Origin of the sequence: Acidovorax sp. Leaf78 (assembly GCF_001422735.1) — a bacterium.
Lineage (GTDB): Bacteria > Pseudomonadota > Gammaproteobacteria > Burkholderiales > Burkholderiaceae_C > Acidovorax.
The window spans coordinates 701,570-714,688 of record NZ_LMLZ01000001.1; the positions used below are offsets into that span (position 1 = coordinate 701,570).

At 57.0% G+C, this 13,119-nt stretch carries 14 protein-coding genes; 6 read left to right on the forward strand and 8 right to left on the reverse strand.

Annotation, left to right across the window (positions count from 1 at the left end; all coding sequences use genetic code 11):
• The first annotated feature begins 175 nt into the window (after positions 1 to 175).
• From ASF16_RS03110 to ASF16_RS03130, 5 genes are all read left to right on the forward strand, one after another.
• The gene (locus tag ASF16_RS03110) at positions 176 to 946 is read left to right on the forward strand and encodes an ABC transporter ATP-binding protein (RefSeq protein WP_056162387.1); all 771 of its coding nucleotides are present in this window, start codon (positions 176 to 178) and stop codon (positions 944 to 946) included.
• Positions 946 to 1,659: an ABC transporter ATP-binding protein gene (locus ASF16_RS03115; RefSeq protein ID WP_056162392.1), complete on the forward strand. Its 714-nt coding sequence runs from the start codon at positions 946 to 948 to the stop codon at positions 1,657 to 1,659. Before ASF16_RS03110 ends, ASF16_RS03115 begins: the two co-directional genes overlap by 1 nt.
• A gap of 65 nt (positions 1,660 to 1,724) precedes the next feature.
• Positions 1,725 to 2,924 (forward strand): ABC transporter substrate-binding protein, encoded by a 1,200-nt coding sequence (locus ASF16_RS03120; protein WP_056162395.1) that lies wholly within the window; start codon positions 1,725 to 1,727, stop codon positions 2,922 to 2,924.
• 126 nt (positions 2,925 to 3,050) lie between these two features.
• Positions 3,051 to 3,935: a branched-chain amino acid ABC transporter permease gene (locus ASF16_RS03125; protein ID WP_056162398.1), complete on the forward strand. Its 885-nt coding sequence runs from the start codon at positions 3,051 to 3,053 to the stop codon at positions 3,933 to 3,935.
• 15 nt (positions 3,936 to 3,950) lie between these two features.
• The gene (locus ASF16_RS03130; RefSeq protein ID WP_056162400.1) at positions 3,951 to 4,952 is read left to right on the forward strand and encodes a branched-chain amino acid ABC transporter permease; all 1,002 of its coding nucleotides are present in this window, start codon (positions 3,951 to 3,953) and stop codon (positions 4,950 to 4,952) included.
• A 65-nt stretch (positions 4,953 to 5,017) separates the two neighbouring features.
• Here the strand turns inward: ASF16_RS03130 and ASF16_RS03135 are convergent, their stop codons facing one another.
• The 4 genes from ASF16_RS03135 to ASF16_RS25835 form a co-directional block, all read right to left on the reverse strand.
• On the reverse strand, positions 5,018 to 6,154 hold the full coding sequence (locus ASF16_RS03135) for a lipocalin-like domain-containing protein (RefSeq protein WP_056162405.1): 1,137 nt from the start codon (positions 6,152 to 6,154) through the stop codon (positions 5,018 to 5,020).
• A gap of 37 nt (positions 6,155 to 6,191) precedes the next feature.
• On the reverse strand, positions 6,192 to 7,280 hold the full coding sequence (locus ASF16_RS03140) for a PLP-dependent cysteine synthase family protein (RefSeq protein WP_056162408.1): 1,089 nt from the start codon (positions 7,278 to 7,280) through the stop codon (positions 6,192 to 6,194).
• 178 nt (positions 7,281 to 7,458) lie between these two features.
• Entirely contained in the window at positions 7,459 to 7,926 is a 468-nt protein-coding gene (locus ASF16_RS26625; RefSeq protein WP_156371863.1) for a hypothetical protein, read from the reverse strand.
• 36 nt (positions 7,927 to 7,962) lie between these two features.
• Positions 7,963 to 8,415: a hypothetical protein gene (locus tag ASF16_RS25835; protein WP_156371865.1), complete on the reverse strand. Its 453-nt coding sequence runs from the start codon at positions 8,413 to 8,415 to the stop codon at positions 7,963 to 7,965.
• Between the two features lie 1,178 nt (positions 8,416 to 9,593).
• Here ASF16_RS25835 and ASF16_RS03150 point away from each other — a divergent pair.
• On the forward strand, positions 9,594 to 9,839 hold the full coding sequence (locus tag ASF16_RS03150) for a hypothetical protein (protein WP_056162415.1): 246 nt from the start codon (positions 9,594 to 9,596) through the stop codon (positions 9,837 to 9,839).
• A gap of 106 nt (positions 9,840 to 9,945) precedes the next feature.
• On the opposite strand, the gene ASF16_RS27070 is transcribed toward ASF16_RS03150, so the two are convergent.
• The 4 genes from ASF16_RS27070 to ASF16_RS27080 form a co-directional block, all read right to left on the reverse strand.
• Entirely contained in the window at positions 9,946 to 11,019 is a 1,074-nt protein-coding gene (locus tag ASF16_RS27070; RefSeq protein ID WP_082516705.1) for an RHS repeat-associated core domain-containing protein, read from the reverse strand.
• 70 nt (positions 11,020 to 11,089) lie between these two features.
• Positions 11,090 to 11,416: a hypothetical protein gene (locus ASF16_RS25840; RefSeq protein ID WP_156371867.1), complete on the reverse strand. Its 327-nt coding sequence runs from the start codon at positions 11,414 to 11,416 to the stop codon at positions 11,090 to 11,092.
• Complete coding sequence (locus ASF16_RS27075) at positions 11,413 to 12,291, reverse strand: RHS repeat-associated core domain-containing protein (protein WP_082516706.1); 879 nt, start codon at positions 12,289 to 12,291, stop codon at positions 11,413 to 11,415. The genes ASF16_RS25840 and ASF16_RS27075 overlap by 4 nt, the downstream gene beginning before the upstream one ends.
• A 107-nt stretch (positions 12,292 to 12,398) precedes the next feature.
• The gene (locus ASF16_RS27080) at positions 12,399 to 13,055 is read right to left on the reverse strand and encodes a hypothetical protein (protein ID WP_369817104.1); all 657 of its coding nucleotides are present in this window, start codon (positions 13,053 to 13,055) and stop codon (positions 12,399 to 12,401) included.
• Between the last annotated feature and the right edge of the window lie 64 nt (positions 13,056 to 13,119).

Genomic DNA, 13,119 nt, shown 5'->3' on the forward strand with positions numbered 1-13,119 from the left:
GCCATCCTGCGCACCACGGGTCAGCGCGACCCATAGGCGTTTATACATAGGCATTAGTCCCAGTATCTACCGCAGGGTAGGCAGGCATACGATGCACGGCGACACAACGCATGCATGGGAGTCTTGCTGGCCAAGGCTTTCTTCCTCAGCCCCCTTACGGAGCGACCCTGGCGCAATGAGCGACGTCATTCTTGAAACCCACAGCCTGACCAAAGAGTTCAAGGGATTCACCGCAGTCAGCGACGTGAATCTGGCCGTGCGCCGGGGCTCCATCCATGCACTCATCGGCCCCAATGGCGCAGGCAAAACCACCTGCTTCAACCTGCTGACGAAATTCCTCACACCCACGTCCGGCACCATCCAGTTCAACGGGCACGACATCACCCGCGAGCAGCCCGCGCAGATCGCGCGCCGTGGCGTGATCCGCTCGTTCCAGATCTCGGCGGTGTTCCCGCACCTCACCCTGATGGAGAACGTGCGCCTGGGACTGCAGCGCAAGCTGGGCACGTCATTCCACTTCTGGCGCAGCGAGCGCAGCCTGCACCAGCTCGATGACCGGGCCATGCAGCTGCTGGACGAAGTGGGCCTGGCCGACATGGCCGATGAAGTCACCGTGAACCTGCCCTACGGCCGCAAGCGCGCGCTTGAGATTGCCACCACCTTGGCCATGGAGCCCGAGCTCATGCTGCTGGACGAGCCCACGCAGGGCATGGGCCACGAGGACGTGGACCGCGTCACCCAGCTCATCAAGAAGGTGTCTGTGGGGCGCACCATCCTCATGGTCGAACACAACATGAAAGTCGTCTCCACCATCGCCGACCGCATCACCGTGCTGCAGCGCGGCGCGGTGCTGGCCGAAGGCCCGTATGCAGAAGTGTCCAACAACCCCCAAGTGATGGAAGCCTATATGGGAACGACTGACGGGCAACTGCAGGGGGCACACTGATGGCCGGCACTCCCGCACTCGAAATCAAAGGCCTCGAAGCCTGGTACGGCGAGTCGCACGTGCTGCATGGCGTGGACATCGTCGTGCAGCCCGGTGAAGTCGTCACGCTGCTGGGCCGCAACGGCGCCGGCCGCACGACCACCATGCGCGCCATCATGGGCTTGACCGGTGCACGCAAGGGCTCGGTCAAGATCAACGGCGTGGAGACCGTGAACATGCCCACGCACCGCATCGCCCACCTGGGCGTGGGGTACTGCCCCGAAGAGCGCGGCATTTTCTCCAGCCTGTCGTGCGAAGAAAACCTGCTGCTGCCGCCAGCGCTCAAGACCGGCACGCCCGGCATGTCGGTGCAAGAGATCTACGCCATGTTCCCCAACCTGGCCGAGCGCAAGAACAGCCAGGGCACGCGCCTGTCGGGTGGCGAGCAGCAGATGCTGGCCGTGGCCCGCATCCTGCGCACCGGTGCCAATCTGCTGCTGCTCGACGAGATCTCCGAGGGCCTGGCCCCGGTCATCGTGCAGGCGCTGGCCCGCATGATCACCATGCTGCGCGAGAAGGGCTACACGGTGGTCATGGTGGAGCAGAACTTCCGCTTTGCGGCGCCGCTGGCCGACCGTTTCTATGTGATGGAGCACGGCCGCATCGTCGAGAAATTCGGCGCGTCCGAACTGGCGGAGAAGATGCCCGTACTCACTGAACTGCTGGGTGTCTGACCACAGGTCCGCCAGCGATCCCCATTTTCTTTTCTTCAACCAACCACACCCACAGGAGACAATCCATGAAGAAGAACCAACTCACCGCGCTGGCATTGGTGCTGGCCGCAGCGGGCCTGGCCACCTCGGCCGCGCACGCGCAGGACAAGGTCAAGATCGGCTTCATCACCGACATGTCCAGCCTGTATTCCGACGTGGAAGGCAAGAACGGTGCATTGGCCATCCAGATGGCCATCGACGATTTCGGCGGCAAGGTGTTGGGTCTGCCGATCGAACTCATCTCTGCCGACCACCAGAACAAGGCGGACATTGCCGCGTCGAAAGCGCGCGAATGGGTGGACACCCAAGGCGTCACCATGCTGTTCGGCGGCACGAACTCCGGCACGGCGCTGGCGATTGCCAAGGTGGCAGAAGAGAAGAAGCGCGTGTATTTCAACAACGGCGCCGGCAGCTCCGCACTGACCAACGAGCAGTGCAGCCCCTACACCGTGCACTACGCGTACGACACGGTCGCGCTGGCCAAGGGCACGGGCTCTGCCATCGTCGATGCGGGCGGCAAGAGCTGGTACTTCCTGACCGCAGACTACGCCTTCGGCCATGCGCTGGAGGCGGATACGACCACGGTGGTCAAGGCCAAGGGCGGCAACGTGGTGGGTGCGGTGCGGCACCCGCTCAATGCATCGGACTTCTCGTCGTTCCTGCTGCAGGCACAGAACTCCAAAGCGCAGATTCTCGGTTTGGCAAACGCCGGCGGTGACACCATCAACGCCATCAAGGCCGCCAAGGAGTTTGGCATCGGCAAGAACATGAAACTGGCGGGGCTGCTGATTTTCATCAGCGACATCCACAGCATGGGCCTGCGCAATACCGAGGGCCTGCAGTTCACCACCAGCTGGTACTGGGACCTGAACGATGACACCCGCAAGTTTGCCGCCAAGTACTTTGAAAAGACCAAGCGCATGCCCGGTGAAGTGCAGGCCGCGGACTACTCTGCCACGACGACGTACCTGAAGGCCGTGGCCGCTGCGAAGTCCACCGACGCCGACAAGGTGATGGCCGAGCTCAAGAAGATGAAGATCGACGACTTCTTCGCCAAGGGACAGATTCGAGCCGACGGCCGTTATGTGCACGACATGTACCTGATGCAAGTCAAGAAGCCCGCCGAGTCCACCAAGCCCTGGGACTACTACAAGCTCGTCAAGAAGCTGCCGGGCGACCAAGTCTTCACGACCAAAGCGGAAACGAAGTGCGCGCTCTGGAAGTAAACGCCTGACACGGCGTCAGCAAGCCCGGGTGCCATTGCGGCACTCGGCTTGCTGCGGCGGCCTTGCAGGGCTGCCAGACCACTCCGCTGTCTGCTCTGAACCTCTCTGAACCTGCCGTTGCCTCCCATGGAATTCTTTGGTGTCTCATTGCCCGGCCTGTTGAGCCAGCTTCTCCTGGGGCTGGTCAACGGTTCGTTCTACGCAATTCTCAGCCTGGGGCTGGCCGTCATCTTCGGCCTGCTCAACGTCATCAACTTCGCGCACGGCGCGTTGTTCATGACCGGCGCCCTGTTCACCTGGATGGCGATGAACTATTTCGGCATCAACTACTGGTGGATGCTGGTGTTGGCGCCGCTGATGGTGGGGCTGCTGGGGGTTCTGATCGAGCGGCTGCTGCTGCGCTGGATCTACAAGCTCGACCACCTGTACGGCCTATTGCTCACGCTGGGCCTGACGCTGCTGATCGAAGGGGTTTTCCGGTCGATCTATGGTGTGTCCGGCCTGGGTTACGACACGCCAGAGTTGCTGGAAGGCGCGACCAACCTCGGCTTCATGATCATGCCCAACTACCGCGCCTGGGTCGTGGTGGCATCGGTGGTTGTGTGCCTGGCTACCTGGTACGTGATCGAAAAGACCAAGCTCGGCGCCTATCTGCGCGCCGGTACCGAAAACCCCCGTCTGGTGGAGGCCTTCGGCATCAACGTGCCGGTGATGGTGACGCTGACGTACGCCTTCGGTGCCGCGCTGGCCGCGTTTGCCGGCGTGCTGGCCGCGCCGGTCTACCAGGTCACGCCGCTCATGGGGCAGAACCTCATCATCGTGGTGTTCGCGGTGGTGGTGATCGGCGGCATGGGCTCCATCATGGGCTCCATCCTCACGGGGCTGGGCCTGGGCGTCATCGAAGGCTTCACCAAGGTGTTCTACCCCGAAGCGTCGTCCACCGTGGTGTTCGTCATCATGGTCATAGTTCTCCTCATCCGCCCCGCCGGCCTGTTCGGCAAAGAAAAGTAAGCAGGGGCCGCACGCATGAACCTCAAGAACATCGCCCCCATCGGTTACGGCCTGCTGCTGCTGGGCCTGGTTGCCGCGCCGTTTCTGGGCGCCTATCCCGTCTTCGTGATGAAGCTCATGTGCTTTGCATTGTTTGCTTCGGCCTTCAATCTGCTGCTGGGCTTCACCGGCCTGCTGTCCTTCGGCCACGCGGCCTTCCTGGGCGGTGCAGCCTATGTGGCCGGGCACGCCATCAAGGTCTGGGGCCTCACCCCTGAGGTGGGCCTGCTGCTGGGCACCGCGGGTGGCGCGCTGCTGGGCCTGCTGTTCGGCTGGCTGGCCATCCGCCGCCAGGGCATCTACTTTTCGATGATCACGCTGGCGCTGGCGCAGATGCTGTTCTTCGCCTGCCTACAAGCGCCCTTCACCGGCGGCGAAGACGGCCTGCAGGGCGTGCCGCGCGGCAAGCTGTTCGGCCTGATCAGCCTGCAGAGCGATCTGGTCATGTACTACGTGGCCCTGGTGATCGTGGTGCTGGCGTTCCTCGTCATCGTGCGCACCATCCACTCGCCGTTCGGCCAGGTGCTCAAGGGCATCAAGGAGAACGAGCCGCGCGCCATCTCGCTGGGCTACGACACGCACCGCTTCAAGCTGCTGGCCTTCGTGCTGTCGGCCGCACTGGCCGGCCTGGCGGGCTCGCTCAAGACCCTGGTGCTGGGCTTTGCCACGCTGTCCGACGTGCACTGGACGGCCTCGGGCCAGGTCATCCTGATGACGCTGGTGGGCGGCCTGGGCACGCTGTCGGGTCCGCTGATCGGCTCGGCCGTGGTGGTGCTGCTGGAAAACAAGATCGGCGAATTCGGCAATCTGCTCGCCGCCCTGACCAGCGTGGAATGGTTCAAGACGCTGGGTGAGTCCGTCACCATGGTCACGGGCCTGATCTTCGTGATCTGCGTGCTGGCTTTTCGCCGCGGCATCATGGGCGAGATCATCGCGTGGATGGACCGGCGGCGCGGGGGCGGTGCGCCCCGGCACTGACGGCACAGGGTTTTTGTCGGCCGATGAAATCCTCAGCCGCTGCCACCTGGGAACGCCCACACGTTCTAAAGGCGCAGCGGTTTTCCGTATCCGGTGAGCTCCAGGTAGCCGCGCCCCACGGGCTCGCCCGCTGCGTTCAACAGATCGCACAGGCCCTCCCAGTAAATAGCGCCGGTCGAGCCGCTGCTGTCGAGCTCCTGGTTGTCCAGCAGTGCCTGCACCTGGTAGGTGCCCACAGGCGTCTGCACGCGCCACTGCACCGGGTAGCGCACGCCGCTGGCAGGGCTGGTCCACCAGCGTTCAGGCGTGAAGGTCACGGTATCGGCGTTGAAGACCTGCACGGCGCCGCCTGGCACGCGCAGCGAACCGCCGGCCCACACGGCGGAGCCGTCCGCACGGCGCAGGCGGAACGCGGTCAGCGCACCGCCGTCCTGCAGGTTCATGCCGATCCAGTCCCACCCCACCACGTCGGGGTGCATCAGCGTCTCGCTCCATTCGTGGTCCATCCAGGCGCGGCCCGTACCGCTGGCAACGGCCATGCGCTCGGCACCCACCGTGATGGAGCCGCTGACCGCCAGCTGCGGCTGGCTGTAGTAGTAGCTGGCCTGCCCGGCATCGGGCCCCTTGCGCGACAGCCCCTGCTGGCCCTGCAGCAGCAAGGGCTGGGTGCTGTCGAGCTCCAGCTGCAGCCGAAAAGCGCTGGCTTCGATGCGGGCGGTGTAGCGACTGTCGGCACCGGGAGTTTGCCCATTGGCGTACAGGTCGCTGCGCACCAGCGACCAGTCCTGCAGCCGGATGTCGGTGTCGGTCTCGCTCGCACGGGCCACGCCAAAACCGGCGCGGGCGATGCGCTGGTCGTGCATCAGCTTCCCGCCGCGCAAATCTGTCACCGCCGCATGGGCAAACAGCAGTTGCTTGGCCGCGAATGCCGATTGCAGGCCCTGCGTCACGTCCACGCGCGACCGGAAGAACGTCACCTGAAACCCCCACGGCTGACCCGCCGCCTGCACGTGGCCGGTGATGTACCACCACTCGGTGCGCAGCTCTGGGTGGCTGCCATGGTCGCGTGGAAAGCTCAGCGCCCGGGCGGACAGGGCCTGCGCCGCCCTCGGCCACAGCAGCAGCCCCTGGCCCAGAGCGCCCAGTCCTGCGGCTTGCAGGCTGGACGCCAGCATCCAATGGCGGCGCGCGGGGCTGTGCATGGCGGGTGTTGGGGCTGAGTCGGCGATGGAGGTGATGTCAGCCGATCAGTGCATCCACTTTCTGCTGCGCACCGGAGCAGTCGCCGAAGGTGCGGTCCACCCAGTCGGTGTCGAAATACGTGGGCAGATAACGCTCGCCGGCATCGCACAGCAGCGACAGAATCGAGCCGCGCTCACCCCGCTCGCGCATTTCGCCCGCCAATGTGAGCATGGCCACGAAGTTGGTGCCGGTGGACGGACCCACGCGCCGCCCCAGCAATTGGGACAGCGCCCGCATGGCCGCGACAGACTCGCAGTCCGCCACGTCGATCATGCGGTCCACCAGCGTGCGAATGAAGCTGGGCTCCACGCGCGGGCGGCCAATGCCTTCGATGCGCGAGCCTGGCGCCGTCAGCGTTGCGTCGCCCGTGCGGTGGTAAGCACTGAACACCGAGCCCGCCGGGTCGGCCACGCAGACCTCGGTGGCGTGGCGCTGGTAGCGCACATAGCGGCCGATGGTGGCGCTGGTGCCGCCGGTGCCCGCACCTACCACGATCCAGCGCGGCACGGGATGGGGCTCACGCGCCATCTGCGTGAACATGCTCTCGGCAATGTTGTTGTTGCCGCGCCAGTCCGTGGCCCGCTCGGCATAGGTGAACTGGTCCATGTAATGACCGCCGGTCTCGGCGGCGATGGACCGGGCGGCCTCGTACACCTCGCCCGCACGGTCCACGAAGTGGCATCGACCGCCATGGAATTCGATCTGCGCGATTTTCTCTGGCGATGTACTGCGAGGCATCACCGCCACGAAGGGCAGGCCTAACAACCGCGCAAAGTAGGCCTCGCTCACGGCAGTGGAGCCGCTGGATGACTCCACCACCGTCGAGCCTTCGTGGATCCAGCCATTGCACAGCGCATACAGGAACAACGACCGCGCCAGCCGGTGCTTGAGGCTGCCCGTGGGGTGCGTGGATTCGTCCTTGAGGTACAGGTCAATGCCGTGTGCCGTGAAGGCAGGCAGCCGCAGGGGGATCAGGTGGGTGTCGGCACTGCGCTGGTAGTCGGCTTCGATGCGGGCGATGGCGGAGTGGAGCCAGTTGTAAGGCGAGGAGGCCGCCTGGGCTAACGATGATGTCGAGATGTGCATCGCATGATTGTCGCAGCGGGCACTCGATGACGACACAACGCTGAAGTGGCCTGTGCATGTTGGACATTGTGCAAACCTTGTCAAAGGCGGCTCATTTGCACCTATTCCGAAATAATGGAAGAACTGGCGCGCGGCACGCCGTCGAGGGTATTTAGTTATTTCAGCTCTATCCCACTGATCAGCTTGAAAAAATATCGTCCGTTTCTTTCGAGGGTGACATATAGACAAAGGCCAGAGTGAGAAGCAGGTCTTGTCGACAGTAAAAGCCAAGCGACGCATAGCCTTGGCCACCTCCTGCCATGGTGACATTGCGCACTAAGATGAACTTGGGCGTATCTCCCAACACCTCCGCTGGGGCCTCCTCAGCTCTTGAGAAGAAATCGGTATTGGCCATACTGCATCGCCCTGAAGGAACTACGTCGGCCGGATTTTCATAGTTCACGATAACTGTCATATCCTTGGAAGGGTCGAACGCGATCACCGTGTCTGTCTTATTATTTTCGATGTGGTAATTTTCTGGAAAATCAATTGAAAATTTTTCTGAAGAAAATTTATAGTTGGATGTGACGGCGCATGAGGAAGTCAGCGTAAGTAGACAGGTAGTTAAAATTGTGTTGATTGATCTAAGGGTTGAGAGTCTTGTCACATTGTGCGATTTGGTTTGTTGTATTTTATATGCTGATTAATCTTCAATCAGCAGAATCGCCTCAGAAAAATTTTTCGTTCCGAGCTTGATGGTGGAGAAGAAGTAATTTTTGGCAGGATGCCTTATAGTCAATTCAAATTCATTTGTCTTCCGAACTAGTGAGGATCCAATTTTTAAACAATCGTTGTTTTCTAGCGGAAAATGAAAAATCAATCCATATAGCTTCATGCCTTTTGAGGCTTCGTTAAAACTTAAGATTTCAATTTTTTCATCATTTTTAAAATAGAATTTATTATTATTTTTCCTTGCAAAAATTAAGTCTTCTTCGCCACTCCTTGCTGCTAGAGTAAATTTTGATTTTTGTGAGTCTAGCTGCTCGGAGATTGTTTTCCATAGTGTGCATTTAGGTTCTTCTATTTCAGTTGCATACGCTGAAGATTTTATAAAAAGCAGCAGTAATATTGAAAATATTGATGTTGTTTTTTGCATTGATTTTGAGGGTTTTTTTTTGGTGACTATGAGCCTGCGTTGACTTCAGGATTTGGACTAGATGCTGGTGCTGGACATGTGGTTTGTGGAGAGCTCGCCTGAGGGCCAGGGGTTTGAGAAGTGCCAGGGTAGCCGCCAAATGTTGCGGCAAGGCCGAAACTGGTAGCCCAGCTGTAGCGCTTCATTTAATAGTTGGTGCAGCATCTCCTCATCGCGGTGTGGCATTTCGTGCGTTGACCTTCGCCAGCCACCAAGGCCAGCAGGATTTAGAGGTGATATACCCTTAGTTCGATTGGCTACCCGTAATAGTGAGGTCCCGACAGGTTGCTTTGGCCTGCTGTACATAAGCAAAGCATGGGATAAATATTTATGGCGCGAAATTTGTGCGCGTCATAAGCATAAATGCTGCTAGAAATAAAAACTCGATCAACTTAAATTCTGAAGCGATAAACATAAGGGGAATAGGGATTTTGGCAATACCATCCACTCTGATAAAAAATAAAAGAGCCACTAAAGTATTAATAAAAGCAAGGGCGAACAAAATAATAAGCCAATTTTTATCAAAATCCATCGCGAATTTATTTAATTCATATATAAATATTGAAAACAAAAAATACAGTGTAATATTTACCTTCTCATTAAATTTTTGCATTTTATTTAAATATTAGAATTGCAGAATTTATATGTTTTTGGCTGACTCTTCAGTACCCTTTGATGCTGGCTGACGCCATTCAGATGGCTTTTTGGGTAAAGGTTTTTAGGTCTTTTTCATGGCTGTATTGCACGTAATTTTCTTCTCTTTGCTAGGGCCGGGGCCGTAGAAAAAATCATGGGTTTTGCAAATGAAGTACGTACTATCGAACAGTGGAGCACTTCGAACTTCGCCTCGTTAACGCCGACGCTCAATTTTCTACCGCACCAATTAAAATATCTCGCCTATCACCATTCGATCTGTTTGGTCCATATGTCCATATACAAATTCAAACTATGACGCACACTAAACGTGCCACGGCACTAGCACGCTGTTCGCTGCGCACAATGTCCTGAACGGCACAATCATCGGGCAAAGGTCATCCGCGCAAATGCACGATTAAGTTTCGAGCAGAACGTTACACTGCGATAGATTGCGACTATGCCCTTCAGGCATACCGACGGGATGTCAACGATGAAGAAGTGTTATGGCTTGGACGGTGCACGCTGCATCTGCCGACGAACAGCAGCGCGTCCAATTCGAACACATCCGCGCGTTAATACAGCAGGCCACCGGTAACAGAGTCGGAATGGCTTGGGCAAACCAAGGCACGATGCCCGACAAGGCAAAAGAGGCGGTCTCTGCCAATAGCGTAAACCTGCAAATCTTTAAGCTGTCCAAGCGCTGGGTGGTGGAGCGAGGCTTAGGCCGGCTGGCGCTCTTGGGACCATGAAAGTTTGGCCGCTGTGCCCAGTAGGATGCACCTTCTTACCTTTGCCGCACTCATACTCCCCAATACTTAGCGGGGTTTGCTTCGTTGGGTAAGTTGCTGCAATTATCTAAATACAATCTTTATAGAAAGAACAGGCTGCAGTAAAAAATATAATAAAATAAATGGGCGTAAAAATTACCCCTGAAATAATCCACTTCTTCAATCCATATTTAAGTCCTGGAAGGTAGGTGAAGGCTATTATTGAGCTGGATAGTAAATCTCTTTGTACATCATTTTTGAGATAATTAAAATTATAATATAGGTAGTATGAAAAAAGTACAGAAAGAAAACAGGAGATGCATAGCATCAACAATAACTTGAAAATATCTTTCATGGCTGCATATAGAATTTGCCCACGGGGGGCTATAATGTTGGTTATAGGTAGAGGGTTTGCGTAGCCGGGAGCTTGCCATTGCCCGCCAGTTTCAAGACTGGGCGGAACACCTCCAGCTCTTTGTATGATTCCTGATACATATGAATTGCTATTGTATTTTCCAGGATCCATTTTTCCATCTATAGATCCTGGGACGGGTGATATGCTTGGTTTTGAGTATGGCAGACAGTTACAATATTCTTTTGAAGCCTCTTTTAGCTTTTTTAGAAACTCACAGTCACTCATTCCCTCCGGGCGTGGAATAATTTGTCGAGAAACAATTCCTTTTGAATCTTCTGGATAATTTGGTGCTGATTTGAGATTTCCGTTTGCAAAATTGCCTGATGGTTGGCCTCCCAGCGTACTAGTACCGCCCAAGTCGCAGTTTTTATCATCCGGAGTAAGTTGGATCGCGAGATGATAAGAGTCAGGATTTGTTAGTCTACCTACAGGCCCTGCCGCAGAGTGGCCTACAATTTGGGCCTCTAGCCCTTTAGGATCTATAAGTTGCAATGGTTGATTTGTGTAGCGATACGCGTGGAAGCCTCCCCTTAATCCGATAGGGTCTTGGCTAACATACTGCCCCACCCCGGGATCGTAGTACCTAAACCGGTGGTAATGCAGTCCGGTCTCTGCATCAAGCTGCTGCCCCTGCAAGCGGATGGGTTGATGGATGTGGTGGGGGTTGTACTCCTGCTCGATCTCGCCCCAGGCGCCGTACCTGTCGGCCCAGCTTACGTCTCCCGCTTGATCGCCGTTCGCGTTCACGAGCGCAGCGGATGCGCAAGGATAGACACCTTAAGCATCTTAATAAAATCATATTTCCAAACCGAATTAATCAAGCATCACCGCCAAGCCTTAAGATCAAATAACCACATCCGCCCACAAAGTAAAGCCAAACAATAAAGATTGTTATTTTTATAGAAATTATAATAGCGCGGATTTTTTTACCAAATTTTTTGCCGTTATTTGCAGCAATCCATTTTGTAAATTTCCAATTATTGCCCGGCGTATTATTTAATATAATATGAGGGGAACCAATTTTTATAAATTCATCAGGATAGTCCCGTTGCAGCTCTTGAAATAAAAATTGACAAAGTACCATTCCCACTATTGCTATAAAAAAAACAATCCACACCAAAATCTGCATGGAATTATCATTCATGGCTTATACCCAATCGTAACTCCTGTTGATACTCCAACGGTACCTACGCCTGGAGAAATCTTCCCAGACAGCCCGCCCACTCCCCCAGCTGCCTTAGCTGATATGCCCAACATTCCATTTCCAGCCGACGCGTTGCCCTGGATAATTATTCCTTTCGGACCACTCCCAACCACTAACTCTTGGCCTGCTGCAGTGCAACTTGCACTCAAACCAGCTTGCGGACCCACGCCAACATACTGAACTCCGTTTTCATTGTTGTATTCAACTGTCGCGCCTATAGGGCCGACTCCTCCACGGTATGAACAAGTCATACCAGAGGTGGGTTTAACTTGAATGGGTGGGAGTTCGGGTTTGCTCGAATTGGCAGGTGGCAGTCCAGCTGCGCACTCAGCTGTTGCACACATACTCTTTTGTCCCGGACCAGGTCTAGTTGGGAAATTTACCGGACCTCTATTTTTAAGGTCGAAAAGGCCTAAAGGATCAACGGAGTTCAGTGAATCATGGTCTACATAAGAAGATCCATTAGTTCCTCCTAGCAAACCAATCGGATCCTGAGTTACATACTGCCCCACCCCGGGATCGTAGTACCTAAACCGGTTGTAATGCAGTCCGGTCTCTGCATCAAGCTGCTGCCCCTGCAAACGAATGGGTTGATGGATGCGGTGAGGGTTGTACTCCTGCTCGATCTCGCCCCAAGCGCCGTACCTGGCGGCCCAGCTCACCTGTCCTGTCTCTTGCCCGTTGGCATTCGCCAGCGCAATGGGTGTGCCCAAGTGGTCCGTCACGAAGTGCCGGATGGTCAGCGGGTGGTTATCTTCGATGTGGGCTTGGGTGTCCTTGATGAGCTGCAGCGACTCTTGCACTTGGCTTCGCATCTCCTGCGNAACAACTGGGTGGCCCCGCCTCTTTTCCGTTGGCGTTGACCAGCGCAATGGGTGTGCCCAGGTGGTCCGTCAGGAAGTGCCGGATGGTCAGCGGGTGGTTATCTTCGATGTGGGCTTGGGTGTCCTTGATGAGCTGCAGCGACTCTTGCACTTGGCTTCGCATCTCCTGCGGTAGCAGGGTGGACAGCTGGAAGTCCGGCTGCAGAACCTCGTTCAACGCTTGATGCAGCATCTCCTGGTCGCGTTGCTGCAGCTCTGGTTCTGGCGCTTGTGGGTCGCCGCTGCCGGCCAAAGCCAGCAAAGTATCGACCGGGTTGGTTTGCCCATCTTTGTGGCGCTCGATCTGCAGCAGAGGCACAAAGCTGCCCGGCTCGTACACCGTGTGGTGGATCTGCCCGTGGGATTGGGTGTGCACTGGTTTTGCTTTGCACCTGTCCTTGCGGGTCGATCCGTGTGACTTGCCTGAGTTGGTGCAGGCCGTCGTAATGCAGGGCGGTGGTGCTGCCATCGCCGTGGCGCGCCTCCGTGCGGTTGCCCCAGTCGTCATACCGGTAGTGGATGGCGCCTTCATCATCTGCGCCCTGGCTCCAGCCGATGCGGTTGTCTTGCCAGCGCTCCACGTGCTCTGTGGCAGGGTTGTCCGTGGTAGGTTGGGGCTGCAGCAAGTTAAAGCGTGGGTCGTGCAGGTGCTGCCGGACCTGGGCGGTCCAGTCTGCGCCGGTAGCGGTGTTGCCGCCCGAGTTCTTGCCGGGCACTGGGTCAGGCAGCCGGTTGCCCGCCGGGTCCAGTCTCCAGCGCGCTTGCTGCTCGCCCTGGGCA

Excerpts from the sequence above, each read along its gene's own strand:
- ASF16_RS03110 (WP_056162387.1), top strand. The coding sequence starts at position 176 with ATGAGCGACGTCATTCTTGAAACCCACAGCCTGACCAAAGAGTTCAAG.
- ASF16_RS03115 (WP_056162392.1), top strand. The coding sequence starts at position 946 with ATGGCCGGCACTCCCGCACTCGAAATCAAAGGCCTCGAAGCCTGGTAC.
- ASF16_RS03120 (WP_056162395.1), top strand. The coding sequence starts at position 1,725 with ATGAAGAAGAACCAACTCACCGCGCTGGCATTGGTGCTGGCCGCAGCG.
- ASF16_RS03125 (WP_056162398.1), top strand. The coding sequence starts at position 3,051 with ATGGAATTCTTTGGTGTCTCATTGCCCGGCCTGTTGAGCCAGCTTCTC.
- ASF16_RS03130 (WP_056162400.1), top strand. The coding sequence starts at position 3,951 with ATGAACCTCAAGAACATCGCCCCCATCGGTTACGGCCTGCTGCTGCTG.
- ASF16_RS03135 (WP_056162405.1), bottom strand. The coding sequence starts at position 6,154 with ATGCACAGCCCCGCGCGCCGCCATTGGATGCTGGCGTCCAGCCTGCAA.
- ASF16_RS03140 (WP_056162408.1), bottom strand. The coding sequence starts at position 7,280 with ATGCACATCTCGACATCATCGTTAGCCCAGGCGGCCTCCTCGCCTTAC.
- ASF16_RS25835 (WP_156371865.1), bottom strand. The coding sequence starts at position 8,415 with ATGCAAAAAACAACATCAATATTTTCAATATTACTGCTGCTTTTTATA.
- ASF16_RS03150 (WP_056162415.1), top strand. The coding sequence starts at position 9,594 with ATGGCTTGGACGGTGCACGCTGCATCTGCCGACGAACAGCAGCGCGTC.
- ASF16_RS25840 (WP_156371867.1), bottom strand. The coding sequence starts at position 11,416 with ATGAATGATAATTCCATGCAGATTTTGGTGTGGATTGTTTTTTTTATA.
- ASF16_RS27075 (WP_082516706.1), bottom strand. The coding sequence starts at position 12,291 with ATGCGAAGCCAAGTGCAAGAGTCGCTGCAGCTCATCAAGGACACCCAA.